The organism is Alkalibacillus salilacus (genome assembly GCF_030812915.1).
In the GTDB taxonomy this organism is placed as follows: domain Bacteria; phylum Bacillota; class Bacilli; order Bacillales; family Alkalibacillaceae; genus Alkalibacillus; species Alkalibacillus salilacus.
In genome coordinates this window covers 20,335-45,633 of the sequence record NZ_JAUSTQ010000014.1, presented here as the reverse complement: position 1 = coordinate 45,633, position 25,299 = coordinate 20,335, and the positions used below count along the sequence as shown (strand labels likewise).

The following is a 25,299-nucleotide window of genomic DNA, read 5'->3' as shown; positions in this document are numbered from 1 at the left end:
TCACCACCTTTATTTAGAGACTTGCTCCTTATTATTTAGATACGACAAATGTGTCCTTAAAGTCGCTAATAACTTTGTCGAACGCATCTTTATCTGGCAATTGACCTGTTTCACGGATATGGCTTAGGACTTCTTGACCATGTTGTTTCATGTAAGCATGAAGTTCTTCTTCAAAACGAACAACATCCTCAACTGGAATGCTATCTAAGAATCCGTTAACTAGGGCATAAATAATCGCAACTTGGTATTCAACACGTTGTGGTTTGTTAAGTCCTTGTTTAAGGATTTCAACTGTACGCTGACCACGATCTAGCTTCGCTTGTGTCGCTTTATCAAGATCAGAACCGAACTGTGCGAATGACTCAAGCTCACGGAATGACGCTAAGTCAAGACGTAGTGTACCTGCAACCTTCTTCATCGCTTTGATCTGTGCAGAACCACCAACACGGGATACGGATAGACCAGGGTTGATCGCTGGACGTACACCGGAGTGGAATAAGTCAGACTGTAAGAAGATTTGTCCGTCTGTAATGGAGATGACGTTTGTCGGAATGTATGCACCAATGTCACCTGCTTGTGTTTCAACGAATGGTAGGGCCGTAATCGAACCGCCACCTTTTTCATCACTTAACTTCGCTGCACGCTCAAGTAGACGAGAGTGAAGGAAGAAAACGTCACCTGGGAATGCTTCACGTCCTGGTGGGCGACGTAGTAATAGTGAAAGTTCACGGTAAGCTGCCGCTTGCTTCGTTAAGTCATCATAAACGATTAGGACATGTTTACCGTTGTACATGAACTCTTCTCCCATTGATACACCAGCATATGGCGCTAGGTATAGAAGTGGAGCTGGTTCTGATGCACCCGCATTGACAACGATTGTGTAGTCTAATGCGCCGTTTTGACGGAATGTTTCGACAACACCACTAACGGTTGAGTCTTTCTGTCCAATCGCAACGTAAATACAGATTACGTCTTCGTCTTTTTGGTTTAAGATTGTGTCCACGGCAACAGATGTTTTACCTGTTTGGCGGTCACCAATGATTAGCTCACGCTGACCACGACCAATCGGTACCATGGAGTCGATAACTTTAATACCTGTTTGTAATGGTTCTTCAACTGATTGACGGTCCATTACGCCAGGTGCTTTTGATTCAATTGGACGAGTTTTCGTTGTTTCAATTGGGCCATTACCATCGACAGGTTGACCAAGTGAGTTAACAACACGTCCGATTAGATCTTCACCTACTGGAACTTGCATAATACGTCCTGTACGGCGAACTTCGTCTCCTTCACGAATTTCTGTGAATGGACCTAGGATGACGATACCAACGTTGTTCTCTTCAAGGTTCTGAGCCATACCCATAACACCGTTAGAGAATTCAACTAGTTCACCAGACATAACGTTGTCAAGACCGTGGGCACGAGCGATACCGTCACCAATCTCGATAACTGTGCCGACATCATTGACTTCTATATCTGAATCATAATTTTCAATTTGCTGCTTGATCAGCGCACTGATTTCTTCAGCTTTGATGCTCATCCATTTCACCCCTATCTTTACTTGTTTGCAGATACAACGCTCTGCTCAATGCGTTGAAGTTTACGAGCAACTGTACCGTCGTAGATTTGATTTCCGACACGTACTTTTAAGCCGCCGATAATACTCTCATCGACAATATTACGGATGCGAAGGGTGTTTTTGTTTAACTTTTTCGCAAACGTTTCTCGGATTCGCTCTTGTTCTTCGTCTGATAGCGCATGAACAGAATAAACTACCGCCTCTGCAATGCCTTCTGCTTCATTCTTCATTTCCACAAAAGACGCAATAATATCACTAATTTCGCTAATTCGACCTTTATCAATTAAAATGAACAAGAAGTTTTTAACCGCTTGAGATGCATCTTTAAATACATCATTCACAAATTGTTTCTGGTCGTCTTTAGATATACGTGGATTATCAAAAAAAGCTAATAACGTTTCATCATGTTCGAAAACATAACGAACGGATGCTAATTCTTCTTCTAATTGAGGTAAGTTAGTCTGTTCTTTTCCTAATTCAAACAAAGCAACGGCATAACGATTTGCTACTGCTGATTGGCTCATTTGTCCTCGCCTACTTGTTCTAAGTATTCGTTAATCAGCTTTTGTTGTTCATCCACCGTTAATTCTTTTTCAATAACTTTGCTTGCGATTTGAACAGATAATGTACCAACTTGCTCTTGTAATGCTTGAACAGCACGCTCTTTCTCTTGTTCGATTTCTTGGCGTGCATTATCTTTAATGCGTTGTGCTTCATCTTTTGCTTCAGCAATCATCGTCTGTTGTTCAGACTTTGCTGTTTCTTTCGCGTCTTCGATGATTTTCTGCGCGTTTTGACGTGTGCCTTGTAGCTCGTCTTGCGCTTCGTTCATGAGACGCTCAGCTTCTTGTCTATTTTTCTCTGCAGTATCGATCTCGTTTGCGACATGTTCTTCACGTTCTTGCATGACGTTCATTAATGGGCGCCAAGCAAACTTCGTGATCAATGCTAAAAGGATGATGAACATAACAAACTGGATGATCATACTACCAGGGTTAAATCCCATTTCTGCGTTTAAAATAAACAAACGTGGGTCTAGCACAGCCTTCACTCCTTTCGCCTAATCATTCATTTAAGGCTTAAAAGGAAAAACGTCTCCAACCGCAATTATGCGAAAGTTCGGTTTCCTTTTAGTCATCTTGTTACAACCTAACATAAAGGAATGGCGAAGCTTCAAAGATCACTTCGCCATTATGTCAACGTCATGCAATAAAGACTTATTACATAACCATGAATGCAATAACTACGGCAATGATCGGTACCGCTTCTACTAGGGCAACACCGATAAACATTGTTGTTTGTAAGGCACCACGTAATTCTGGTTGACGTGAAATACCCTCTACTGTACGACTTACGATTAAACCGTTACCTACACCAGCACCAAGTGCCGCTAAACCTACTGCAATTGCAGCTGCTAATGCTCCTGACATTGAAAATTCCTCCTCTTGGATATTAAAAAGTTAGTATTATTTTATAATGTTAATGGTCTTCGCTCACTTTGTGAGACATATATACCATCGTTAACATCACGAAAATAAATGCTTGGATACCACTAATGAATAGTTTGAATCCTTGCCATAATAAGGCTGGTACAACACCAGCGACTGTTTCCATAGCACCTGTCGCCATAAAGCCGACAAGTAGTGTTAATAATACCTCACCTGCATAGATGTTACCGTAAAGACGCATACCTAGCGTCAACGTGTTCGCGAACTCTTCAATAATTTTTAGTGGGAACAAAATCGGAATTGGTGAGAAGAATTCCTTAATGTAACCTTTTGTCCCTTTCAGTCTAACCCCATAATAATGCGTTAGTGCCACAACCATAACGGCTAGTGTCAATGTAACGCCTGGGTCAGCTGTTGGTGATTTCCACCAGAGTTCGCCATCGTAAACAACCATGAACATAATACCAAGAATGTTGGCGATAAATATGTACATGAGAAGCGTTAAGCCTAATGGAAGGAATCGTCTACCCGTCTTCCAATCCATAGTACTCGAGATCATGCCTTTCACGAAATCGACAATCCATTCCATGAAGTTCTGGAATCCCGTCGGCTTACGTTGTAAGTTGCGACTACCGATGACTGCTATAATGAAGACGATAAGAGACGCAACAAATGTCATGATAATGTTTGACAAGTTGAAATCCAGCCAACCGATTCCAAAGACATTTTCGATTGTAGGAGAACCGTGATCCACATCATTCACCCCTTTTCGTAGTGGTAGTCTCTTTGTGATGGAATATAAAATCTATCATAATGACAAAATAAGGTGTCATTAAACCTATAATTCCTGCGAGTAAATTGAAATGTTCGGGGAATCGCATAATGACAACGACCACTAGAATGGCCGCAGCAAAACGTGATAATGTCCCGAAAGACTTCGCTGTTTGGTTGTTCGCCGCCTTTTCACCAATCACATCGACACGCTTTTGCAATAAAAAGAGATTGAATAATCCTATTACTAGTCCTAATATTAATCCTGCAAAAACTGTTTCATAGTCTGTAAAACCCCAGCCGGCAACTGAAATCGCTAACGTGTAAAGCATCCAACTTCGTTGACGGTTTGCCATAGTGGCGTAATCTGTCATGATGTGTCGTCTCCTAAATACTGATTAGCTAGCTTGATCGTGCCGTAGACACCTGCGGCTAAGCCAATGAACAACCCGATAATTAAAAAAAGAGGGCTTGTCTGAGTGACGCTATCAAGCCATCGCCCCGCAAAGATCCCCACGATGGTTGATCCGGACAAATGACTGAGAATAACAGTTGTGATGGCCATCCCTTTCACAGGGTACTTCATAAGCGTAACCTACCAATCACATAAAATCAGACAACGATATGTTGAATTAGACCAGTTCATATCAGACGAGTTAGCTAACATTCGTTAGCATTTTTCGTCTTTAAGCCTAATCATTCCACACTAGATTAGCATACAATAGCACCCTTTATAAGTCAATTGATATTATGACGAAATTAGTTCGTTTTTTTGACATTCTTGTGACTTATGGTCGATGAAATTCTATGCTTTGATCAAAGGTTTGTTCGCCATCATTTGCTTGGACCATGACATAGTACAAACCGCTCGACCACTGGGATATATCGACTTTTTCTTCATGTTTTCCTGATGACACATCTGGCTGTTTTGTAATGGTTTGGACATGATTAAACGATGCGTCATAGACGTCTATTGAAAGGGCTTTCAAAGAATCAGCTACATAATAGGTTAACATGGCTTCATCTTCAGCGAAAGGTTCGACAGCTATTTCGGCATTAATCCGAGGATAATCTGCAGCTTGACCGACAATTAAATAGGGTAAATTGACGCTCTCACTATCCAATTCTAATGAAAGATAACCTTCATGAACACCCTTCTTCTTGAATTTTTTGTGAAAATGCGCTTGAATCGGAAAAGTTTTTTCTGAATGAGCTGGAATTGTTTCTGAAAGTGGTAGTTCCCAATTGATGTGCTCATGACGTTTTGGAATATTCCAAGAGATATCTAGTGGTTCTTCACCCGTATTATGAACGGTGATAGACTGCGTTTTTGATGGCTGATCAGCTTGATGATAACCAAATTGGAGCTTATTAGACTCGATGTAATAAGTTGAATCAAACAACGATTGGACATCTAACCACCCACTCCCTGCTTCACTAGGACGACTATCTTGGTTAAATGGGGTCGCATGTGATAGCAATTGTTGTTTTAATTCTTCTGGCGTTGCGTTCGGCTGATTCTGTTTCAAAAGGGCTAATACGCCTGTCACATACGGAGCAGCCATGCTTGTCCCTTGAAAATTGGCGTACCCACCTGGAATAGTGCTCATAACATTAACACCAGGTGCTAATAGATCTGGTTTAATCGTCCAATCACTTGTCACAGGTCCACGTGCGCTAAATTCAGCAATTCCATCTTCAATAGGTTGTGTTGATGTTTCAATCCATGTTTCATGCTTGCGAAGTCGGTCTGCTTCTTCTTGCGTGATGACAATGACTGGCATTGTGGTTGGGGTCGCCGTCCAATCATTCGGATCCTCATTCGTTACAATCATTAACGCTTCTGCTTCAGTCTTAATCGCTTCAGTGATGAGTTTAGTATAAGATTTATCTTTTTTGTTTGCCATTAAAATTTTTCCCTGTAGATTAGTAGTGCCGTTTGTTTCCATTTTATATTGATAAGGAAAGCGCTCTTCTATCGGCCACGGCCCACTTTGCGGCATTTGTCTAACTGGTATGGATTTACCATCAAAGACTTCGATGGTCGCTTGTGATTGATCAGTATAACCCGCACCAACTGTGATTGCTTTTTGAGCAGTAGCGGGTGTCGAAACAGTCCAATCCTCCGGTCCACTATTACCTGATGCAACGACGATTAGATGACCTAAATCAAATGCTTGATTAACAGCTTTTGAAAGAGGGGTATCAGGTGAATTGATGTTCGTTCCAAGTGATAAGTTAATAATATTCATGTCATCTTTCACTGCTTGTTCAAGAGCTGCTAAGACATGAGCCGAGGTTCCAACGCCACCTGGCCCGAGCGCCCGATAACCATAAATTGAAGCATTAGGCGCAACCCCCTCCATATCTCCATTAGCCGCAATGATCCCCGCTACATGTGTCCCATGATTCGTTGGCATGCCGTCTTTCGTCGTTGATTCCATTGGGTCCTCGTCAAAATCAATAACATCAAAGCCACCTTGATACTGGGCACTTAAATCAGGGTGAGTATAATCAATCCCTGTGTCGATCACTCCGACTTTAATGCCTTCTCCAGTCGCATCAGTCGATTCAACTTGGTAATTAGGAAGATCATCGGGGAGTGATGAGGACTGATTTTGAATAGCAGGCGATTCATAGGATTGCGCGCGATCATAATCATTCACCCATGTCTCTTGATGTAGGTCTTTAATATCGTCCTGTGCTCCTTTAATCGCTACTGCTTGTAACAATGTATCGTATGTATAAAGTACCTCAAGAAAAGGATAATCTCGCTTAATCTTCTCGGCTATTTGATCGGGGTCACCGTCTATTTCGACAATCCATGTCATGTCTTCAGCTAAAACAGTTGATGTTGTCATAATGATTGTTAATGTAAGAGCAAATAAAAAACGCATACGACCACTCCTTCGCTTGTTAGGGTTAGCGAAAGGTGATGGGGTTATGCGCAAACTTAAATTGGGAAATGCGTTTTTTAGTAAAATATATTGGGGCCACAATTCATGTTATTTAACAATCGCCGCACATTGTTTCATAATTTTGTGGGATTGTGAAATAATTCCGGCAGAATATTTAACAATGTTGAGCGTTTGTTTAACAATCGTGCGAGAATGTAAAAAACGACAGCACATGGCTGTCGTTTTGTCTTTATTTCGTTCCAAACAAGCGATCTCCAGCGTCGCCTAGGCCTGGAATAATGTAACCTTTTTCATTGAGTTTTTCGTCTAAGCCAGCGACATAAATATCAATATCAGGATGTGCTTCCTGTACGGCTTCAACCCCTTCAGGCGCTGCGATTAAGCACATTAAACGAATATGCGTCGCACCACGTTTCTTAAGAGAATGAATGGCTTCAATCGCTGAACCACCTGTTGCTAGCATTGGGTCTGTCACAATCAGTTCACGTTCATGAATATCAGATGGTAACTTAATATAATATTCAACTGGTTTAAGTGTCTCGGGATCACGGTATAAGCCGACGTGGCCAATTTTAGCGGCTGGGATTAAATCAACAATGCCATCGACCATGCCTAAGCCAGCTCGGAGGATTGGGATAATGCCCACTTTTTTACCAGCTAAGACGTTCGATTTTGCGGTGGCGACAGGGGTTTCAACTTCAACTTCTTCGAGAGGCAATTCGCGTGTAATTTCAAACATCATCAGTGCGGAAACTTCATCGACAAGCTCACGAAAAGCTTTTGTGCCCGTCTCTTTATCACGGATGAAAGTTATCTTATGCTGAATCAATGGATGGTCAAATACGTAAACTTTACCCAAAACAAACAACTCCTTTAAACAATATCTCTTGAATTTTACCTAAAACTGTCGATAGATGCAACGTTCACACAGAAAAAAGTGGCGAGAATCACTCACCACTTTTAGTTTATGAATACATTGGAAAACGATCAGCTAGTTTTTGAACGCGAGCTTTCGCTTCTTCTAATTTTGTTTCATCTTCATGATTATTTAGCGTAAACGCGATAATCGATGCAATCTCATCCATTTCTTCTTCGCCAAATCCACGTGTTGTGACAGCTGCTGTTCCAATACGAACACCACTTGTGACAAACGGACTTTCTGGGTCAAATGGAATCGTGTTCTTATTCGTTGTGACGCCGATTTCATCAAGCGCTGCTTCAGCAACTTTTCCAGTTAAGTTAAGTGGGCGAACATCTAGTAATAGCAGATGGTTATCTGTGCCGTCAGAAACCAAACGAATACCTTCTTGTTTCAAGGCTTCACCAAGGCGTTTCGCATTGTTAATAATTTGCTTAGAGTAGTCTTTAAAAGATGGATCGAGCGCTTCTTTAAAGGCTACCCCTTTCGCTGCAATAATATGCATAAGTGGTCCACCTTGCATACCAGGGAACACATTACTATCAATCTTCTTCTTGAAATCTTCTTGACATAAAATTAAGCCACCACGAGGGCCGCGTAATGTTTTATGCGTCGTTGATGTCACAAAGTGAGCATGCGGAACTGGGCTTGGATGTAGGCCAGCAGCAACTAAGCCAGCAATATGGGCCATGTCGACGAGTAAGTAGGCACCGACTTCATCAGCGATTTCACGGAACTTTTTGAAGTCAATTTGGCGTGGATAAGCTGAAGCACCTGCGACAATCATCTTCGGTTCAACTTCTTTCGCCTTTTCTAACAGTGCGTCATAGTCGATCGTTTCACTATCTTCATCGACGCCATAATCGACGACATTATACAGTTTACCACTGAAGTTAACAGGACTTCCGTGCGTGAGGTGCCCACCGTGATTTAAATTCATGCCTAGAATCGTATCGCCTGGTTTTAGCGCGGCAAAATAGACGGCCATATTCGCCTGAGCACCGGAATGTGGCTGGACGTTGGCGTGATCAGCACCGAATAATTCTTTAGCACGGTCGCGCGCTAGGTCTTCTGCGATATCCACGTATTCACAGCCACCGTAATAACGGCGATGTGGATAGCCTTCTGCATATTTGTTGGTTAAAACAGAGCCTGCTGCTTCCATTACCGCTTCAGAGACAAAGTTTTCGGACGCAATTAATTCAATTTTGTCGTGTTGACGGTTTTTCTCCTGGTTAATCGCTTTAAGCATGTCTGGGTCTACTTCGTTTAACTGATTGTGTAAATGTGTCATGAGTAAAGCCTCCTTATGTATATAATGTCAGCAACTGAGTGCTGACATAGATTACGCGTGATAAATCGCACGTTCACCGCCGATTAATTTCGGCCGTGTATAAGCGTACGTCACATGGGCGTCGCCAAGCGTTTTAATAGGAAATCTAATCGGGACAGCGACGGGTTTCAAATGCATTCCGATCAAAGTGTCACCGATGTCCATGCCTAGGTCGGCTTGGATCGATTCGATTAAAACAGGCTCGTCCATATGATGGTAAGCATAAGTAGCCATGGAGCCTCCTGCCTTCGCATGAGGGACGGCACTTACTTCGGGAATCCCAAGCGTTTGTTGTAGCGATCGTTCTAATACGATCGCACGGTTTAGGTGCTCACAACATTGAAAAACAATATGAACGCCCGTATCTTGTTGAAACGCTTTCAGTTCTTTGAACAAAATTTCAGCGAAGTCTGAGCTTCCAGCTGAACCGATTGCTTCACCTTTAATTTCACTGGTCGAACAACCGATAATCATGATCTTGCCAGGTCTAACTGTATAGGATTGTCGCCATTCATCCATCACAGATTTTACGTCGGATTTAAACGTCTCTAATGTCATGCGAATCCCTCCTCACCTGAGCACTCTTCTACTTCAAAGTATAACAAAAAATTCTGAATAGGTATATGTTTTTTATTCGACTATGTTAGCCATTCATTTATTAGATTTTTGCTTGAATTTATGAGATAACTTCGTGTTGTTATTTCATAAATGAGCTTATTTATTTAAATACTTCAGCGAGTTGGCTTGGATTTTTGAAGTTATCTCATTATTGGGTGGGTTTATCTCATAATTCAACCTAGTTATTTCAAAAATTAGCGGATTAATTTAATAAGTTCAGAGGACAAAAAATCGAGGCACTCATCAGAGCGCCTCGATTTCTCATCCATTATTGGTTTTCGTATGCCATCATTTTTTCAACACGATTCGCATGACGACCGCCTTCATAGGATTCTGATAAGAACGTGGTCACGATCTCGCGTGCTAGGCCTGGGCCAATGACGCGCTCGCCCATCGCAAGAATATTGGCGTCATTATGTTGACGGGTTGCTTTTGCGCTAAAGACGTCGTGGACAAGGGCACAACGCGCACCTTTTACTTTATTTGCTGAAATGGACATGCCAATGCCTGTCCCGCAAATGACGATGCCGTAATCGAATTCGCCACTTGCTACGCGCTCAGCTGCTGGAATCCCGTAATCAGGATAATCAACGGATCCTTCACAGTCGCAACCTATATCTTCAAATTCAACATTCATTTCTTCTAATAGATTCGCAATGTCTTCACGTAAATTTTGACCGCCGTGGTCTGATGCTAAAATGACTCTCATGTTTCTTCCTCCATTTTTTGTACTAATAAATCAATATAGTATTCTAATTGTTCGCGTGTGTTTTCATATGTTTCAATATCAAACCCAATTGGATCAGCAATATCATGTTCGGGCTCATCGAGGAATTCTTTTAACGTAAACAACTTATCATCAAAGTGCGTGTACTCTAGTTTTAACGCTTCTTTATGTTGGCTTGTCATGGTTAAAACTAGATCAGCCCAACTTAATAATTCACGGGTAACAGGCTGTGATATATGTTCTTGAATCATGCCTCTTCCGTCCATTGCTTCGACTGCTTTGCCATTGGCATGTTGACCATGTGACGCCATCATGCCGGCTGATTGTACATCAATTTCTGGATATTTCTCTTTCATAATCGCCTCAGCCATTGGACTGCGACACGTGTTGCCTGTACAAACAAATAATACACGATGCAACGCGCTTCCCTCCTGACTCCTACTTAACATCAATTCTATTTTACTTGAAAACGCGTGCTTTGTCATGTCATTTACCACACCATCTGTAAACCTAAAACTGTCAGGACGAGCCCACCGAACGCTTCAGAGTAAACACCAAACCATTTCCGACTATGACGTGCTAACATTAAGCCGAACCAACTTAACACCATACTCACAAGACCAAACATAACCGCGATTACAAAAACATGTGCACCAATCATTCCGATCGATACGCCTACTGAAAAGCTATCTAAACTAACCGTAAAGGCAAGTACCATTAAGCCAAAAACGGATAAAGACTTGTTCAGATCATGTTGCCAAAACGTTGAGATTACCATTTGGATGCCAATCACTACAAGCATCCAACCGCCAATGACCTGAGCCATTTGACCAAACTGTTCCGACAAAAATTCACCGAATCCAATACCAGCCAAGGGCATCATCACGTGAAATGCCCCGACAAGCACAACAAAGTACAGCCACCATCTTAAACGTCTGTGCGTCATGCCAACAGTTAAACTGACGGAAAATGCATCCATTCCGATTGCAAAAGCTATTAACACATAAGGAACTACACTCTCATAAAAAAACATCACACGCGGATCCTCCTAAACGTCGAGCATTCTAGTTTAATCTATGCTCGTCTATCTCTGTTTAGAAGAACGCGTGTGATGAATCATTCAATTGTTTCGCTCGCTGCTTTTTCAAGTCGATTCATTAAAGCTTCGCCGATTCCTTCTTTCGGGAATGCTTCAGCCAGAATAATCTCATAATCTGAGTCATCAATCTGACGTAGGCGGTCGTATAAATGACGCGTGATGGCTAGTAAATCTTTTTGTGATCCAAGTCTATATATGTGATCTTGATCCAACTCTATCGCGCGCTCATCACTAACCATAAAGCCAATTCGTTTGCCTTGTTGTTGTAAGTCATGAGTCACTTGTTTCATGCGCTCGGCTCCACCCTTTACAATCCAAATCGGACAGTCAGGCGCATAATGTTTATACTTCATGCCCGGAGAACGTGGTGCATCATCCTCTGCTTGTAAAGAGGGGGCTAGGTTGACGGGGCCAATTACGGCTTCAATTTCCGTCTGTGTCACACCGCCTGGTCGCAAAATCATCGGCGGATCGAGTGTCATATCAATAACTGTTGATTCAACGCCAACGCCGGTCGTTCCACCATCTAATACACCATGGATTTTTCCGTCTAAATCATGCAATACATGGTCAGCCGCAGTTGGACTCGGTTTTCCAGAACGATTGGCGCTCGGGGCCGCAACTGGTATGTTTGCTGCCTGAAGCAACGCCAAAGCAACGGGATGATCCGGCATGCGAAAACCAACTGTCGTCAAACCAGCTGTTACTTTTTCTGCAAGTTTCGACTTAGCAGGTAAAATGAGTGTTAAAGGCCCTGGCCAAAACGCTTTAATTAAAGCTTGAGCATCCTTTGATACGTCCGTCACATAATCATATATTAAATCGCTCGAGCCAACATGCGCAATGAGCGGATTATCAGCTGGGCGACCTTTTGCTTGAAAAATTTGCGAAACAGCTTGATCATTCGTCGCATCTGCTCCTAAGCCGTAAACCGTTTCAGTTGGAAACGCAATAGTTTCACCTTGTTTTAAACGATCAGCCGCTTCTTGTATCGCCTGATTATTAAGTTCATCATGACTTGTCCAATGTTTTGTTTCCATCGTCGTACTCCTTTTCTCTCGTCCATCGCTAGTTTATATTATGGAAGGAATGCGCCGAAAGTGCAATCGTCATGACGTGGTTTGAACGTTTAAAGATTTCACATACCAATGACCGCGCTTCTCTTTATTTTCAACAGGCGCCTCGACAGATGGTTTAAATTGATTCATTTCTAGTAACACTTGCTTACTCGGATCATCGAGGTGCGTGTAAAGGTTATGAAAATTAGCTTTAACAGCATAATCCCCAATCCATTCAAACATCATCAACATCAGCGCTGGATTGGAGCCACCTTTTACCCACAGACGTCTCAGCCAAGCATCTTCTTGACTAACAGGATCTAATACGAAGAAAGCTATCGCTTCATTATCAATTAACGTTAGATAACCATAATCCCACTCCCATTGGTGGGTTGGCTTTTGTTCCTCAGTAAAAAAATGATTTAATACGTCTTCAGATACATCTTGGATCGGTTCAATTGTCATCATTTCGAACGCCTCCTCGCCTTTTTCTATTAAGCTATGAGACGTTCTCACAAATTATGCCCAATTAAATAGATTTTTTAACCATTCCCAGATGAAAAATGCGGTTTCCCGCTTCTCTTCTTCATTGGGCTCGGATTCTTTTTGTTCAACTTCCTCATCTTCATCATGCTCTAAAACCGCACCACCATCAGAAAACTCTACAAAGCATAACGGTGGAAACAAGACACACCACCAATTATCGCCTTCACCTTCTCCAATCGTGATTAAAATGGCTTCATATTCACCTGCAGGATAAACAAAACGGTCGTAAACTTTATCAGGAAACATCACCTCTCCAAATTCTACTGAAAAGGAGTCGTCTGTATTTTGGTCCACAATCGCTTCGATTTCTGGTAAGTTTTGTTTAATAGTTGCTCGCGCTTCGTCTATTGAAGTTAGTGTTTCGACCCACTCCGTAATTTGTTCATTTACCTCATCTCGGATCATGCGTTTCTCTGCTTGATCCTTTTCACTATTTGAATCAGCTAAAATCCGAAGTCTAATCGCTTCATCTGGAATCACCACAAATTCAGATTCCGATTCTTCCTCAGCCACTGCATCTACCCAAAATATCGGCATCAATATAAGTCCAATTAATATTAAAATAATAACTCGCATCCCCACTCAACCCTTTCTCGTAATCTTGTAATCTCATCATTTCCGAGATTTCTTGAAGATATACATCTAGATTTATGGTAGAATGATTGAAAATTGATTAGGATGATTAAGAGGGTCGCTCATATTGGGGCGGGGTTGGAGTCGGAGTCGCACAATTAATAGTGAAGGTCGCTCATTTATTTTTGAAGTCGCCCGATTATTTCGAATGGCGCTCATTTATTTTGTTAGGCGCACTATTCTGGTAGGAAATCGCTCATTTATTTTAATTGCCGCACATTTAATTTAACTTGCGCTCAAATACTTCATTAATTGAGCCGATCAAAAATAGTCATCTCATATTATAAGAGGAGGGGTTTCAATGTTTACATACACAATCGATGATGAGCTTTATTTAAAATTAGTTGACGATAGCGATTTGGGGGAGCTTTTTGCTTTAACCGATAACAATCGTGAACATTTGAGGGAATGGTTGGCTTGGGTTGATCAAACGACTAAACCTGAGGATACTGCTCAGTATATTAAAGCCTCTAAACAGCTTTATGCCGACAGCAAAGGGATGAATGCTGTGATCGTGTTCCGAGGGCATATCGCGGGTGTCGTTGGTTATAATTTATTGGATTGGAAAAATGGCGTTGCGCATATTGGCTACTGGTTAGCAGAGTCTTATCAAGGCTTCGGTATCATGACGAAAGCGACATCCACCTTAATGGCACACGCATTCGACCAACTTAATATGAATAAAGTGGAAATCCGTGCAGCGAGCGGGAACACAAGAAGTCGCGCAATCCCTGAACGACTTGGCTTTACAGAGGAAGGAACATTACGCGCCGTTGAACGCTTAAGCAGTGGCGTCGTCGACCATACGGTTTATGGCATGCTCCAAGACGAATGGCTCGCCACTTAGTTTATTAAATAATGAGTTGGGATTGTCTCATAATTGGGATGGATTGTCTCATAATTAAGTAGGATTGTCTCATAATTGAGATGGATTGTCTCACAATTTAGCAGTTTATTCAAAAATTAAGAGAGCGCATCCCCTTTCAAATAGGGAATGCGCTCTCTTTTTAATCAATTCCATAAAACAATACGATCTTTTCCGTTTATATCTTGTAGCACTCGAACGTTTGCTGCAGGATCATAGGATTGGATCAAGTCAGGGACGCTTTCGCCTTGGTCATAGCCAATTTCAAAGGCGATTAATTTCGGCCTAGTATCAAATTGCATAACTTGCTTCATGATCGTGTCATAAGAAGCGAGTCCATTCTTTTCAGCAAATAATGCTTCAGCTGGGTCATGTAGCGAAACAGTTTCCGATAACGAATCACGTTCAGCATGCGGGATATAAGGCGGATTCGACACAATGACATCAGGCGTAATCCCCTCATCCAACACAGGCCTCAAAAAATCACCCGACTTCCACAAAACATCTCGCTCTAGTTGCTCACCATTTGAACGCGCTACAGCCAACGCATCTTCTGACAAATCCGTTCCGATTACCGTTGCGTCCTTCAATCGACCTTTTAACGAAAGGGCGATAACTCCACTTCCTGTCCCGACATCAACGACCATCTCACCGTCGTCTAATTCATTTAAAACAGCTAACACTAACTCTTCTGTTTCTGGGCGAGGGATTAAGACACGCTCATCTACATAAAACGTATCATCAAAAAAGTCCACTTCTTTCGTGAAATGTTCTATAGGCTTGCCTGTTTCTGCATGCTCATGAATCCAAGCAACAAAGGTGTCAGCCAAACCTTGATCAAGTGAATCACGACCCATTGCTAGCCACTGACTATGACTAACCCCCAACAAATACCGTAACAACAACTCGCCAACACGCGGTTCACGATCATGCTGCTCTAAAAAAGAAGAAGCCCAAACTCGGGCTTCTTGCACCGTATTAAAAGTCATATTACTCACCAAGTTCTTCTAATTTCTCTGTTTGTTCTTGAATGAGAAGGGAATCGATAATTTCATCGATTTTTCCTTCCATCACTTGATCTAATTTATTAATCGTTAAGTTAATGCGATGGTCTGTTACTCGGTTTTGTGGGTAATTGTACGTACGGATGCGTTCTGAACGGTCACCTGTACCGACCGCTGATTTACGGTTTTCATCATATTCTTCTTGCGCCTTCGCTTGCTCCATCTCATAAATACGCGCACGAAGAACTTTCATGGCTTTTTCTTTGTTTTTAATTTGTGATTTTTCGTCCTGACATGACACCACAACACCAGTCGGCTCATGTGTTAAACGGACGGCTGACATCGTCGTATTAACACTTTGACCACCTGGACCACTTGAAGTAAATGTGTCGACGCGGATATCATTATCCTGAATATTAACCTCAACTTCTTCTGCTTCTGGTAAAACAGCAACAGTCGATGTTGATGTATGAATTCGGCCGCCAGATTCCGTATCAGGAACACGCTGAACGCGGTGAGCACCGTTTTCAAATTTGAAACGAGAAAATGCCCCTGTTCCGTTAATCATAAAAATAATTTCTTTAAAGCCGCCAACTTCAGCTTCGTGAGACTCAATCACTTCAATGCGCCAACCTTGTGATTCCGCATAACGTGAATACAAGCGGTACAAGTCGCCGGCAAATAAAGCAGCCTCGTCACCACCAGCAGCACCGCGAATTTCCATGATGACGTTCTTATCATCGTTTGGATCTTTCGGAATCAATAAGAACTTAAGCTCTTCTTCCATTGGTTCTACTTGTGGTTCTAATTCTTCTAATTCTTCTTTTGCCATATCAATGACATCTTTATCTGATTCTTCTGAGATCATTGTTTTGGCATCTGCGATTTGTTGTTGGAGATCTTTATATTTCCGGTATTTTTCAACGATTGGTTGAATATCGGCCTGTTCTTTTGAATATTTACGTAGCTTATTAGAATCGTTAATGACTTCAGGATCCATCAATAAATCCGTCAGTTGATTATAACGATCCTCGATATGTTGTAATTTTTCGAGCATACGACGTCCACCTCTAACATTTCGTTAATTATTCCACATTATATCATACCATAGAATATGAAAAAATTTCGTCCATTACACCGTTTTTCGAATAACAATTGAAAACCAGTCGAGATTGACTTCAATCAAGACTGGTTTTCAAGCGTCAGATTTAATTTTGTGACGAGCGTGTTTTAAGCTGATCGTTGGCTGAACGAGGGTGATTCGGCACTTCGTGATGATGACGACAACGAGGCTCGTACGATTCAGATGCACCGACTAAAATAACCGGATCATCATAAGATGCGGGTTTCCCATCAATTAAGCGTTGAGTCCGACTTGCTGGAGAACCACAGTAAGGGCAAATCGCATTTAATTTCGTTACGTTTTCTGCCATCGCAAGAAGTTGCGGTAGTGCACCAAATGGTTCGCCGCGGAAATCTTGATCTAATCCAGCCACTATGACGCGTACACCTTGATCTGCTAAGTACTGAGCGACTTCAATCACTTGATTATCAAAAAATTGCACTTCATCGATCCCGACCATATCCACACTGTCGTCGATATTATCGTAAATATCTTGGACATCATCAATTGGTCGAGCGATAATCGAATTGCCGTTGTGAGAAACGATTGATTCGTCATCATAGCGATTATCGATTGCTGGTTTAAATACGCGTACATTCAAATTGCCGTATGTCGCTCGGCGCACGCGGCGGATTAACTCTTCTGATTTACCGGAAAACATACTGCCACAAATGACTTCAAGCCAGCCACTGTGTTTCATTACATACATCATGATTTTCGCACCTCATTTATACAAACTTTTACATTTTTCGCAAGATGATGATTAAAAAGGGCGGCCAACCTTGTCGCTGACTGCCGAAATATGATTGCTATTTCACTGAATAAAAAGTTTACCCTAGTACGTTGTTGATATTGTGATCCGCTTTCGGTGGACGCTTTCCGTGGGCACGGCTCGAGTCTCCTCGGCCAAAAGACGTGGCCTGCGGGGTCTCGAGACTCGTGCTGTTCCCACAGGAGTCGCCACCTTCGCTTCTCACAATTCAACAACTAGGTATTTTACTAATAATGCATAAACAATATATTATTCTTCAAAACAAAATAAAAAAGCTGACCGTCTTGGCTAAATGTCCACACGGTGAAATAAAGTTTGTTAGATCATCTCGTATGGTGTTTAGCTGAAAGATACGGTCAGCTCCTTTAATTGAATCTTTGTTATTATGACAAGTTGTATTTCTTCTTGAAGCGGTCTACACGGCCACCAACTTTGTCGGCTTTTTGCTTACCAGTGTAGAACGGATGGGAAGCTGAACTGATTTCAACACGAATTAATGGGTACTCATTACCGTCTTCCCATTCAATCGTTTCATCAGATTCTAGTGTTGAACCACTTAGAAATTTGAAATCAGAGCTTGTATCTAAAAATACAACCTGACGATATTCCGGATGGATATCTTGTCTCATGCTTAACACTCCTTCTTGCCCTGAATCCTGTGGAAACAGAGTTGATTTAAACCGTTCGTTAACCGATTGTTAACTTCCAAGTCATACAGAGAGATTATATCAACTCAGGTTTTAGATTGCAAGGTCTCCAATCAATTCTTATTGTTTACCTTTCATTTCATCATCCATAATCTTAAAGAATTCGTCGTTATTCTTCGAGTTACGTAGACGACGTAAGAAGCGGTCTAAGAAATCATGTTGATCTTGCATCGTTTTTCGAATCGCCCATGTCTTATCAAGATGTTCTTTTGATAAAAGGAGCTCTTCTTTGCGGGTACCTGATTTAAGCACGTCAATCGCCGGGAAGATGCGGCGTTCAGCCATACGACGATCAAGATGTAATTCCATATTGCCTGTTCCTTTAAATTCTTCATAAATGACGTCATCCATGCGTGAGCCTGTATCGACTAATGCAGTTGCTAGTACAGTCAAACTACCGCCTTCTTCAATATTACGAGCCGCACCGAAGAAACGCTTTGGACGGTGGAATGAAGCAGGGTCGATACCACCAGATAACGTCCGACCACTTGGTGGAATCACTAAGTTATACGCACGGGCTAAGCGTGTAATACTGTCCATTAAAATAATCACGTCTTGTTTATGCTCGACTAAACGCATCGCGCGGTCTAATACAAGCTCGGACACTTTAATATGATTTTCGGGCACTTCATCGAAGGTCGAACTGACGACATCGACGTCTTCATCAACTGACCGTTCAATATCCGTCACTTCTTCCGGACGTTCATCGATCAGCAAGATAATTAATTTTGAGTCGGGATGATTTTGTTTAATGCTATTGGCTACTTGTTTTAAAATCATCGTTTTACCTGCTTTAGGTGGCGCAACGATTAGTCCACGCTGGCCAAAACCGACGGGCGCCATCATGTCCATAATTCGGGTTGCTAAAACGTTCGATTTTGTCTCGAGATTCATTTTACGATCTGGGTATAAAGCCGTTAAGCCCGGGAAGTGAATCCGTTCTTTGGCGCTTTCAGGATTGTCCCCATTTACCGCATCGACATGTAGTAAGCCGAAGTAACGTTCGTTTTCTTTCGGCGGGCGAGCTTTACCTGAAACAAGATCACCATTTCTTAAGTCAAAACGGCGAATTTGTGAAGCGGAGATATAAATGTCTTCTGGGCTTGGCGCATAGTTAATCGGACGTAAGAAACCAAAGCCTTCTGACTGGATAATCTCTAAGACGCCGTCAACAAACAGTTTACCGTCTTGTTCAGTTTGCGCTTTTAGGATCGCAAAAATTAATTCCTTTTTGTTTAGTTTCGCATAATAAGAAACGCCGAATTCACGAGCTAGCTCGTACAGTTCTTTTAAATTTTTCGTTTCTAATTGTGCGATTGTCATATGATTTGACACAAAAACACCACACTTTTATGAAATTTTATTTGTTTATATTTGGAAATAAGTTTGTTTGGGTTGTCAATTATATGTGAGAAGAAATAGTTATATGAGGTATAACTGTTATATTGTATCGTGTTTTTACGTTTTAGGCAAGGTGTTCGGTTGGTGTAAAAAGGAAGAGCTTGAGACAATACCTTATAAGGCAAAGTAAAACCCGAACAATTATAATAAAAATTAACCGTTCGGGCCTTCTGCTTGAATGACGCTCCATCAAAACGCTCCGCTTTCCGCGGGCACGGCTCAAGCCTCCTCGGAAGAAAAGCACTTCCTGCGGGGTCTTGAGTCTCGTGCTGTTCCCGTGACGACCCGGACGGTCTAATGTCGGCGTTGGTCACAGGACGTGACCGCTTTTAGTCGACCAGGAGTCTTCGCATTTTGATTCCGCTTTATAACTACTTAACTAACGTTGTTTTCTAACATTCGTCATTTGTAAAACAAATAAGCCTCTGTACCAGCCACTTTGTGTAGTTATTAATCTTTCATCACTAAATCAGGTTTCTTAGCTAAACTATGAGTGCCGTCGATGAAGCGGACTGTGCCTGATTTGGCGCGCATAACAACTGTTTCTGTTGTTGCTTTATCGCCTTTGAATTGCACGCCTTGTAAGAGTTCTCCGTCCGTAATACCAGTCGCAGCGAAAATGGCATCGTCGCCACCGCATAGGTCTTTCATCGTTAAGACGCGGTTGACATCTTCAATACCCATACCTCGGCAGCGTTCTGTTTGTTCATCATCAACTGGTTTTAAACGGCCTTGAATTTCGCCACCTAAACACATTAAACCAATTGCAGATAACACACCTTCTGGGGCACCACCTGTCCCCATCAACATATCCACACCTGTATGGTCAAAGGCAGCATTAATAGAAGCTGCTACGTCACCATCAGGAATCAGTTTAATTCGAGCACCTGCTTCACGAATTTCTTGAATCAATTGGTCATGGCGTGGTCGATTTAAAACGACAACAACCACGTCTTCAACGTCTTTTCCTTTTGCATCAGCGACAGCTTTCAAGTTATCAGCTGTTGAAGCGTTTAAATCAACTTTTCCAACTGCTTCAGGTCCGACTGCGATTTTCTCCATATACATATCTGGTGCATGGAGTAACTCGCCACGGTCAGCAATGCCTACAACACACAATGCATTCCAAGTACCAAGTGCGACAATATTCGTTCCCTCAACAGGGTCAACAGCAATATCGACTTCAGGTCCTTGGCCTTGTCCTACTTCTTCGCCTATGTATAGCATCGGTGCTTCGTCTTTTTCCCCTTCGCCGATCACGACAGTTCCTTGCATCGGAACGGTATCGAAGACCGTTCGCATCGCTTCTGTTGCAGCGCCATCAGCTTCTTCTTTCTCACCACGTCCCATCCAACGAGCAGACGCTAGCGCAGCCGCTTCAGTCACACGAACAACTTCCATCGATAAACTTCTTTCCATGGTTATGACTCCCCTTTTTAAAATGCTCTAGTCAACGTTTCACGCATTTTGGAACAACTTTTTATCTTCTTCAGACATTTGCTCGCGCCATACAACAGCTCCGAGGCTTTTAAGTTTTTCTGTAATTTGGTCGTAACCTCTTTCAATATGATCAAGGCCTACGACTTCAGTTACGCCATCTGCCATTAATCCCGCGATAACTAAGGCCGCACCAGCACGCAAATCACTCGCTTTAACTTTCGCACCTTCAAGTGGGGATTGTCCAGATATGACAGCAGAATTGCTTTCAACTTTAATATTCGCATTCATCCGTCTCAATTCATCAATATGCTTAAACCGCGCTTGATAAATGGTGTCGGTCACAATACTCGTTCCGTGCGCCTGGGTTAACAACGATGTAAAAGGTTGTTGCAAATCAGTTGGGAAACCTGGATAGACGAGTGTTTTAATATCGACACTATTTAATTTCCGGTTACCGCGGACGACGAGATAATCTGTTCCTTCTTCGATTTCAACGCCCATTTCACGTAATTTAGCCGTTAACGATTCGAGGTGAGTCGGGATGACATTATCAATGGTTACTTCTTCACCTTTTGAAGCAGCCAAAATCGTATAAGTCCCCGCTTCAATCCGGTCTGGGATAATCGTGTGCTGGCATCCTTTTAACTCATCGACGCCTTCAATCCGAATCACGTCAGTCCCAGCACCTTTAATATTGGCACCCATACTATTTAATAATGTAGCTACATCGATAATTTCTGGCTCTTTGGCCGCATTTTCGATCGTCGTCTTTCCTTTTGCTCTAACGGCCGCTAGCATAATATTAATCGTGGCACCAACACTAACAACGTCTAAATATATTTTCGCACCGATTAGTTCATCAGCTTGCAAATAAATAGCACCTTGTTCATTCGTTACTTGAGCACCTAAGGCTTCAAATCCTTTAATATGCTGGTCAATCGGACGTGGACCTAAATTGCAACCACCAGGCAAACCAATCACAGCCTTCTTAAAACGGCCAAGCATTGCACCCATGAAGTAATAAGAGGCACGTAACTTCTTCACACGTCCGTTCGGTAAAGGCATTGAGACCATATGCGTCGGATCAATCGTGATATCCTCACCGTTTTGTTCCACGTCACCGCCGATGTCGCGTAATAATTCTTTTAATATTTGAATGTCGGAAATATTCGGAAGGCCTTCAATGGTGACCTCAGATTCAGCTAAAATAGTCGCTGGCAACAAAGCTACCGCACTATTTTTAGCCCCGCTAACCCGCACTTCACCGTTTAATTGATGGCCGCCTTCAATTAGCAATTTATCCATATGCCATGCTCCTTATTAGGTTCATTCATCCTTTAACTGTTAGCGTACCCTAGCTTATGATGAATTATTTATTCGCTTGCTCCCAATCATTTAAGAATTTTTCAATGCCTTGGTCAGTTAATGGATGTTTAACTAGTTGCTGAATGACTTTAAATGGAACCGTTGCAATATGCGCGCCATTAATCGCTGCTTCTGAAACGTGCATCGAATGGCGTACGCTTGCTGCAATAATCTCTGTATCAATACCATGTGTATCAAAAATCGTTGCGATCTCGTTAATTAAATGTAGGCCATTTTGCCCCATATCATCCAGGCGCCCTAAGAAAGGTGACACATAAGTTGCGCCTGCACGTGCAGCGAGTAGTGCTTGGTTCGCAGAGAAAACAAGTGTTACGTTAGTTTTGACTCCAATATCTGTTAACGCTTTACACGCTTTTAGGCCTTCTAATGTCATCGGTAATTTCACCGTGATATTCGGAGCAATCTTGACCAGTTCTTCTGCTTCTTTCAGCATACCTTCTGCGTCTTCAGAAATCACCTCAGCACTAACAGATCCTTCCGTCACTTCTTGCGTAATTTCTTTTAATCGGTCGTGAAAAGACACACCTTCCTTTGCAACAAGTGAAGGGTTTGTTGTGACACCTGATAAAATGCCTAATGCATTTGCTTCTTTAATTTCATCTAAATTCGCTGTATCAATAAAAAATTTCATGTCAATCCGTCTCCTTTTAATATCTGTTGATACACGAAAAGGCTAACCCAGTCGTGCTGAGTCAGCCAATTTCATCACATGTCTATCGTCAGAAAACCGTCTACATCTACTCGTGAGTTGTGACTAACCTTAGATAATAGTGTGGACACGACGGTTTCCTCCCCTAATGTTATTCTACATCTATTCTCTTACTAGAATACCAAGTGTGTCGATTTTTCGCAAGATAACTTCAGGGCTTTTTAGTTATTTTAAAAAATAGTGCACGACTTGTGAGACGTCCTCTAATGTGAACGGCTTTTCCAATACGTCTTGAAAAAACTCAGCTGTTTCTTGTTCCAAATGGCCTCTTCCCATGCCTGTCATTAGAATCGCGGGTGCTGTTTCACCTTCATCTCGAAGTTTCGCCATAAATTGATCACCTTTCATTGAAGGTAATAAATAATCAACAAAGTAAAGGTCTGTCCGAATATCTTTCATCGCCTCTAATGCTTCGTGACAGTTTGTAAACTGTTTAACCTCTAGCCCTTCTTGTTTTAAAAAAGCAGCCATTAATGTTGCAATAGCTTCTTCGTCATCTACGACAACAGCTTGATACTTTCCCATACCATCACCTGTTTCCAGTTCGACTTCTTCAATCTCACTTTACATGATTGTAATAGGAAAATCAATCCATTTCACAATTTTGTACACAATTAGCTCAATTTACGCAATGCTCGACAAATTTCTTGAATAATGGCTGTGGTCGTGTCGGTCTTGATTTGAATTCTGGGTGGAATTGTGACGCGACAAACCAAGGGTGATCACTGATTTCAATAATTTCTGCTAGACGACCATCTGGGCTTAAACCAGAGAATTTAAATCCAGCTGCTTCCATTTGTTCGCGGTACGTATTATTAAACTCGTAACGGTGACGATGACGTTCGTAAACAATTTCATCCTGATACGCCTCATACGCAAATGTATCTTCTTGCAAGCGGCATGCATAAACACCAAGACGCAGTGTACCACCTAAATCTTCTACTTCCTTCTGTTCAGGTAATAGGTCAATGACTGGATGTGGTGTTGAAGGATCAATCTCTGCAGAGTGTGCGCCTTCTAAACCTAAAACGTTACGCGCATATTCAACCGTCGCGAGCTGCATGCCGAGACATATACCCAAGAAAGGAATCTTTTCTTCGCGTGCATAACGAATCGCTTCGATTTTGCCATCAATCGCACGATCACCGAATCCACCTGGGACGAGTATGCCGTCTACATCGCTTAATTCAGCATCAACATTGTCTCTTGTTAAGGTTTCTGAGCTTACCCATTTGACTTTAATATCTGAATCAAACGCAAAACCGCTATGTTTCAAGGCTTCGACTACGGAAATATACGCATCTTGTAATTGGACGTATTTGCCGACAAGCGCGATTGTCGTCGTTTTCGATAAATTTTTCACACGGTCGATCAGCTCATGCCATTCCGTCATATCCGCTGCAGGAGTTGATAATCCGAAGTGCTGACAAGCTAAATCATCTAAGCCTTGCTGTTGCATTTCAAGCGCGACTTCATATAGGACTTCACAGTTACGCGCTTCAATTACTGCTTTCTCATTGATATCGCAAAAGAGAGCGATTTTATCTTTCATACTCTGGCTAATCGCCAATTCAGTTCTAAGCACGACTACATCTGGCTGGATCCCAAGTGAGCGCAATTCTTTGACAGAGTGCTGGGTCGGCTTCGTTTTCATTTCACCTGCTGCTTCTAAATACGGCACTAAAGTACAGTGAATATACATGACATTGTCACGCCCGACATCACTCTTTAACTGACGAATCGCTTCTAGGAACGGCAAACTTTCAATATCGCCGACTGTCCCGCCGATCTCTGTAATAACGACATCTGCATTCGTTTCATTTCCAGCTTGATAAACTTTATCCTTAATTTCATTCGTAATATGCGGAATCACTTGGACTGTTCCGCCTAAATAATCACCCCGACGTTCTTTTCGAATAACTGTCGAATATACTTTACCCGTGGTGATATTGGAGTATTTATTTAAATTAATATCAATAAAACGTTCATAATGCCCAAGATCAAGGTCCGTCTCAGCCCCATCCTCAGTCACAAATACTTCACCATGTTGATATGGACTCATTGTTCCAGGATCCACGTTTAAATACGGATCAAACTTCTGAATCGTGACATTTAATCCTCGGTTTTTGAGCAAACGGCCTAATGATGCAGCGGTAATCCCTTTTCCTAATGAAGAAACAACTCCGCCCGTAACAAAAATATACTTCGTCATGTTCACAGCCTCACTTTCTGTATTTCCATTT

At 42.1% G+C, this 25,299-nt stretch carries 28 protein-coding genes; 1 reads left to right on the top strand and 27 read right to left on the bottom strand.

Features of this window, described 5'->3' with window-relative positions; genetic code table 11:
- Positions 1 to 31: 31 nt before the first annotated feature.
- The 17 genes from atpA to spoIIR all read right to left on the bottom strand — a co-directional run bounded on the left by atpA (position 32) and on the right by spoIIR (position 13,592).
- Complete coding sequence (gene atpA, locus J2S77_RS12890; RefSeq protein ID WP_306977982.1) at positions 32 to 1,540, bottom strand: F0F1 ATP synthase subunit alpha; 1,509 nt, start codon at positions 1,538 to 1,540, stop codon at positions 32 to 34.
- Positions 1,541 to 1,557: 17 nt separating this feature from the next.
- On the bottom strand, positions 1,558 to 2,103 hold the full coding sequence (locus J2S77_RS12885; RefSeq protein ID WP_306977980.1) for a F0F1 ATP synthase subunit delta: 546 nt from the start codon (positions 2,101 to 2,103) through the stop codon (positions 1,558 to 1,560).
- Positions 2,100 to 2,621 carry a F0F1 ATP synthase subunit B gene (gene atpF, locus J2S77_RS12880; protein ID WP_306977978.1) on the bottom strand — a complete coding sequence of 174 codons (522 nt, stop codon included), beginning with the start codon at positions 2,619 to 2,621 and terminating at the stop codon, positions 2,100 to 2,102. The genes J2S77_RS12885 and atpF overlap by 4 nt, the downstream gene beginning before the upstream one ends.
- A 178-nt stretch (positions 2,622 to 2,799) precedes the next feature.
- Positions 2,800 to 3,009 (bottom strand): F0F1 ATP synthase subunit C, encoded by a 210-nt coding sequence (gene atpE / locus J2S77_RS12875; RefSeq protein WP_167261962.1) that lies wholly within the window; start codon positions 3,007 to 3,009, stop codon positions 2,800 to 2,802.
- A 49-nt stretch (positions 3,010 to 3,058) separates the two neighbouring features.
- Entirely contained in the window at positions 3,059 to 3,781 is a 723-nt protein-coding gene (gene atpB / locus J2S77_RS12870; protein WP_306977975.1) for a F0F1 ATP synthase subunit A, read from the bottom strand.
- 1 nt (position 3,782) lies between these two features.
- Positions 3,783 to 4,172 (bottom strand): ATP synthase subunit I, encoded by a 390-nt coding sequence (locus J2S77_RS12865; RefSeq protein WP_306977973.1) that lies wholly within the window; start codon positions 4,170 to 4,172, stop codon positions 3,783 to 3,785.
- Positions 4,169 to 4,363 (bottom strand): AtpZ/AtpI family protein, encoded by a 195-nt coding sequence (locus J2S77_RS12860; RefSeq protein ID WP_306978003.1) that lies wholly within the window; start codon positions 4,361 to 4,363, stop codon positions 4,169 to 4,171. Before J2S77_RS12860 ends, J2S77_RS12865 begins: the two co-directional genes overlap by 4 nt.
- A gap of 223 nt (positions 4,364 to 4,586) precedes the next feature.
- Positions 4,587 to 6,695, bottom strand: a complete 2,109-nt coding sequence (locus J2S77_RS12855; protein ID WP_306977971.1) for a S8 family serine peptidase — start codon at positions 6,693 to 6,695, stop codon at positions 4,587 to 4,589.
- A gap of 250 nt (positions 6,696 to 6,945) precedes the next feature.
- Positions 6,946 to 7,575: a uracil phosphoribosyltransferase gene (gene upp / locus J2S77_RS12850; protein ID WP_306977969.1), complete on the bottom strand. Its 630-nt coding sequence runs from the start codon at positions 7,573 to 7,575 to the stop codon at positions 6,946 to 6,948.
- A 106-nt stretch (positions 7,576 to 7,681) separates the two neighbouring features.
- The gene (gene glyA / locus J2S77_RS12845; protein ID WP_306977967.1) at positions 7,682 to 8,929 is read right to left on the bottom strand and encodes a serine hydroxymethyltransferase; all 1,248 of its coding nucleotides are present in this window, start codon (positions 8,927 to 8,929) and stop codon (positions 7,682 to 7,684) included.
- 51 nt (positions 8,930 to 8,980) lie between these two features.
- Positions 8,981 to 9,526 carry a TIGR01440 family protein gene (locus tag J2S77_RS12840; RefSeq protein ID WP_306977965.1) on the bottom strand — a complete coding sequence of 182 codons (546 nt, stop codon included), beginning with the start codon at positions 9,524 to 9,526 and terminating at the stop codon, positions 8,981 to 8,983.
- Positions 9,527 to 9,854: 328 nt separating this feature from the next.
- Entirely contained in the window at positions 9,855 to 10,295 is a 441-nt protein-coding gene (rpiB, locus tag J2S77_RS12835) for a ribose 5-phosphate isomerase B (RefSeq protein WP_306977963.1), read from the bottom strand.
- A complete protein-coding gene (locus J2S77_RS12830; protein ID WP_306977961.1) occupies positions 10,292 to 10,732 on the bottom strand; it encodes a low molecular weight protein arginine phosphatase in 441 nt (146 codons plus the stop codon). Before J2S77_RS12830 ends, rpiB begins: the two co-directional genes overlap by 4 nt.
- 71 nt (positions 10,733 to 10,803) lie before the next feature.
- Positions 10,804 to 11,346, bottom strand: a complete 543-nt coding sequence (locus tag J2S77_RS12825; RefSeq protein ID WP_306978001.1) for a manganese efflux pump MntP — start codon at positions 11,344 to 11,346, stop codon at positions 10,804 to 10,806.
- A gap of 83 nt (positions 11,347 to 11,429) precedes the next feature.
- Positions 11,430 to 12,452 carry an L-threonylcarbamoyladenylate synthase gene (locus tag J2S77_RS12820; RefSeq protein WP_306977959.1) on the bottom strand — a complete coding sequence of 341 codons (1,023 nt, stop codon included), beginning with the start codon at positions 12,450 to 12,452 and terminating at the stop codon, positions 11,430 to 11,432.
- Between the two features lie 69 nt (positions 12,453 to 12,521).
- Positions 12,522 to 12,938 carry a hypothetical protein gene (locus J2S77_RS12815; RefSeq protein ID WP_306977957.1) on the bottom strand — a complete coding sequence of 139 codons (417 nt, stop codon included), beginning with the start codon at positions 12,936 to 12,938 and terminating at the stop codon, positions 12,522 to 12,524.
- 51 nt (positions 12,939 to 12,989) lie between these two features.
- Positions 12,990 to 13,592 (bottom strand): stage II sporulation protein R, encoded by a 603-nt coding sequence (gene spoIIR, locus J2S77_RS12810; RefSeq protein ID WP_306977955.1) that lies wholly within the window; start codon positions 13,590 to 13,592, stop codon positions 12,990 to 12,992.
- Positions 13,593 to 13,950: 358 nt separating this feature from the next.
- Here spoIIR and J2S77_RS12805 point away from each other — a divergent pair, with 358 nt between their 5' ends.
- Entirely contained in the window at positions 13,951 to 14,496 is a 546-nt protein-coding gene (locus tag J2S77_RS12805) for a GNAT family N-acetyltransferase (RefSeq protein ID WP_306977953.1), read from the top strand.
- A gap of 164 nt (positions 14,497 to 14,660) precedes the next feature.
- On the opposite strand, the gene prmC is transcribed toward J2S77_RS12805, so the two are convergent.
- From prmC to pyrG, 10 genes are all read right to left on the bottom strand, one after another.
- Entirely contained in the window at positions 14,661 to 15,503 is an 843-nt protein-coding gene (gene prmC / locus J2S77_RS12800; protein ID WP_306977952.1) for a peptide chain release factor N(5)-glutamine methyltransferase, read from the bottom strand.
- A 1-nt stretch (position 15,504) separates the two neighbouring features.
- Positions 15,505 to 16,575 carry a peptide chain release factor 1 gene (gene prfA / locus J2S77_RS12795; RefSeq protein WP_306977950.1) on the bottom strand — a complete coding sequence of 357 codons (1,071 nt, stop codon included), beginning with the start codon at positions 16,573 to 16,575 and terminating at the stop codon, positions 15,505 to 15,507.
- Positions 16,576 to 16,726: 151 nt separating this feature from the next.
- Positions 16,727 to 17,350, bottom strand: coding sequence for a thymidine kinase (locus J2S77_RS12790; RefSeq protein ID WP_306978000.1), 624 nt, complete (start codon positions 17,348 to 17,350; stop codon positions 16,727 to 16,729).
- A gap of 446 nt (positions 17,351 to 17,796) precedes the next feature.
- Complete coding sequence (locus J2S77_RS12785; RefSeq protein WP_306977949.1) at positions 17,797 to 18,042, bottom strand: type B 50S ribosomal protein L31; 246 nt, start codon at positions 18,040 to 18,042, stop codon at positions 17,797 to 17,799.
- A 138-nt stretch (positions 18,043 to 18,180) separates the two neighbouring features.
- Entirely contained in the window at positions 18,181 to 19,443 is a 1,263-nt protein-coding gene (rho, locus tag J2S77_RS12780) for a transcription termination factor Rho (RefSeq protein WP_306977998.1), read from the bottom strand.
- Positions 19,444 to 19,971: 528 nt separating this feature from the next.
- On the bottom strand, positions 19,972 to 20,940 hold the full coding sequence (gene glpX / locus J2S77_RS12775) for a class II fructose-bisphosphatase (protein ID WP_306977946.1): 969 nt from the start codon (positions 20,938 to 20,940) through the stop codon (positions 19,972 to 19,974).
- Between the two features lie 39 nt (positions 20,941 to 20,979).
- Positions 20,980 to 22,266, bottom strand: coding sequence for a UDP-N-acetylglucosamine 1-carboxyvinyltransferase (gene murA / locus J2S77_RS12770; protein ID WP_306977944.1), 1,287 nt, complete (start codon positions 22,264 to 22,266; stop codon positions 20,980 to 20,982).
- A 64-nt stretch (positions 22,267 to 22,330) separates the two neighbouring features.
- Entirely contained in the window at positions 22,331 to 22,978 is a 648-nt protein-coding gene (gene fsa, locus J2S77_RS12765) for a fructose-6-phosphate aldolase (protein ID WP_306977943.1), read from the bottom strand.
- 243 nt (positions 22,979 to 23,221) lie between these two features.
- Entirely contained in the window at positions 23,222 to 23,581 is a 360-nt protein-coding gene (locus tag J2S77_RS12760) for a response regulator (RefSeq protein WP_306977941.1), read from the bottom strand.
- Between the two features lie 94 nt (positions 23,582 to 23,675).
- Positions 23,676 to 25,268, bottom strand: a complete 1,593-nt coding sequence (gene pyrG, locus J2S77_RS12755; RefSeq protein ID WP_306977939.1) for a CTP synthase — start codon at positions 25,266 to 25,268, stop codon at positions 23,676 to 23,678.
- Positions 25,269 to 25,299: the final 31 nt, after the last annotated feature.

What these genes read in the sequence shown, in the direction of transcription:
- atpA (WP_306977982.1), bottom strand. Translation starts at nt 1,540, where the DNA reads ATGAGCATCAAAGCTGAAGAAATCAGTGCGCTGATCAAGCAGCAAATT.
- J2S77_RS12885 (WP_306977980.1), bottom strand. Translation starts at nt 2,103, where the DNA reads ATGAGCCAATCAGCAGTAGCAAATCGTTATGCCGTTGCTTTGTTTGAA.
- atpE (WP_167261962.1), bottom strand. Translation starts at nt 3,009, where the DNA reads ATGTCAGGAGCATTAGCAGCTGCAATTGCAGTAGGTTTAGCGGCACTT.
- J2S77_RS12865 (WP_306977973.1), bottom strand. Translation starts at nt 4,172, where the DNA reads ATGACAGATTACGCCACTATGGCAAACCGTCAACGAAGTTGGATGCTT.
- J2S77_RS12860 (WP_306978003.1), bottom strand. Translation starts at nt 4,363, where the DNA reads ATGGCCATCACAACTGTTATTCTCAGTCATTTGTCCGGATCAACCATC.
- J2S77_RS12855 (WP_306977971.1), bottom strand. Translation starts at nt 6,695, where the DNA reads ATGCGTTTTTTATTTGCTCTTACATTAACAATCATTATGACAACATCA.
- glyA (WP_306977967.1), bottom strand. Translation starts at nt 8,929, where the DNA reads ATGACACATTTACACAATCAGTTAAACGAAGTAGACCCAGACATGCTT.
- J2S77_RS12840 (WP_306977965.1), bottom strand. Translation starts at nt 9,526, where the DNA reads ATGACATTAGAGACGTTTAAATCCGACGTAAAATCTGTGATGGATGAA.
- rpiB (WP_306977963.1), bottom strand. Translation starts at nt 10,295, where the DNA reads ATGAGAGTCATTTTAGCATCAGACCACGGCGGTCAAAATTTACGTGAA.
- J2S77_RS12825 (WP_306978001.1), bottom strand. Translation starts at nt 11,346, where the DNA reads ATGTTTTTTTATGAGAGTGTAGTTCCTTATGTGTTAATAGCTTTTGCA.
- J2S77_RS12820 (WP_306977959.1), bottom strand. Translation starts at nt 12,452, where the DNA reads ATGGAAACAAAACATTGGACAAGTCATGATGAACTTAATAATCAGGCG.
- J2S77_RS12815 (WP_306977957.1), bottom strand. Translation starts at nt 12,938, where the DNA reads ATGATGACAATTGAACCGATCCAAGATGTATCTGAAGACGTATTAAAT.
- spoIIR (WP_306977955.1), bottom strand. Translation starts at nt 13,592, where the DNA reads ATGCGAGTTATTATTTTAATATTAATTGGACTTATATTGATGCCGATA.
- J2S77_RS12805 (WP_306977953.1), top strand. Translation starts at nt 13,951, where the DNA reads ATGTTTACATACACAATCGATGATGAGCTTTATTTAAAATTAGTTGAC.
- prmC (WP_306977952.1), bottom strand. Translation starts at nt 15,503, where the DNA reads ATGACTTTTAATACGGTGCAAGAAGCCCGAGTTTGGGCTTCTTCTTTT.
- prfA (WP_306977950.1), bottom strand. Translation starts at nt 16,575, where the DNA reads ATGCTCGAAAAATTACAACATATCGAGGATCGTTATAATCAACTGACG.
- J2S77_RS12790 (WP_306978000.1), bottom strand. Translation starts at nt 17,350, where the DNA reads ATGTATGTAATGAAACACAGTGGCTGGCTTGAAGTCATTTGTGGCAGT.
- J2S77_RS12785 (WP_306977949.1), bottom strand. Translation starts at nt 18,042, where the DNA reads ATGAGACAAGATATCCATCCGGAATATCGTCAGGTTGTATTTTTAGAT.
- rho (WP_306977998.1), bottom strand. Translation starts at nt 19,443, where the DNA reads ATGACAATCGCACAATTAGAAACGAAAAATTTAAAAGAACTGTACGAG.
- glpX (WP_306977946.1), bottom strand. Translation starts at nt 20,940, where the DNA reads ATGGAAAGAAGTTTATCGATGGAAGTTGTTCGTGTGACTGAAGCGGCT.
- murA (WP_306977944.1), bottom strand. Translation starts at nt 22,266, where the DNA reads ATGGATAAATTGCTAATTGAAGGCGGCCATCAATTAAACGGTGAAGTG.
- fsa (WP_306977943.1), bottom strand. Translation starts at nt 22,978, where the DNA reads ATGAAATTTTTTATTGATACAGCGAATTTAGATGAAATTAAAGAAGCA.
- J2S77_RS12760 (WP_306977941.1), bottom strand. Translation starts at nt 23,581, where the DNA reads ATGGGAAAGTATCAAGCTGTTGTCGTAGATGACGAAGAAGCTATTGCA.
- pyrG (WP_306977939.1), bottom strand. Translation starts at nt 25,268, where the DNA reads ATGACGAAGTATATTTTTGTTACGGGCGGAGTTGTTTCTTCATTAGGA.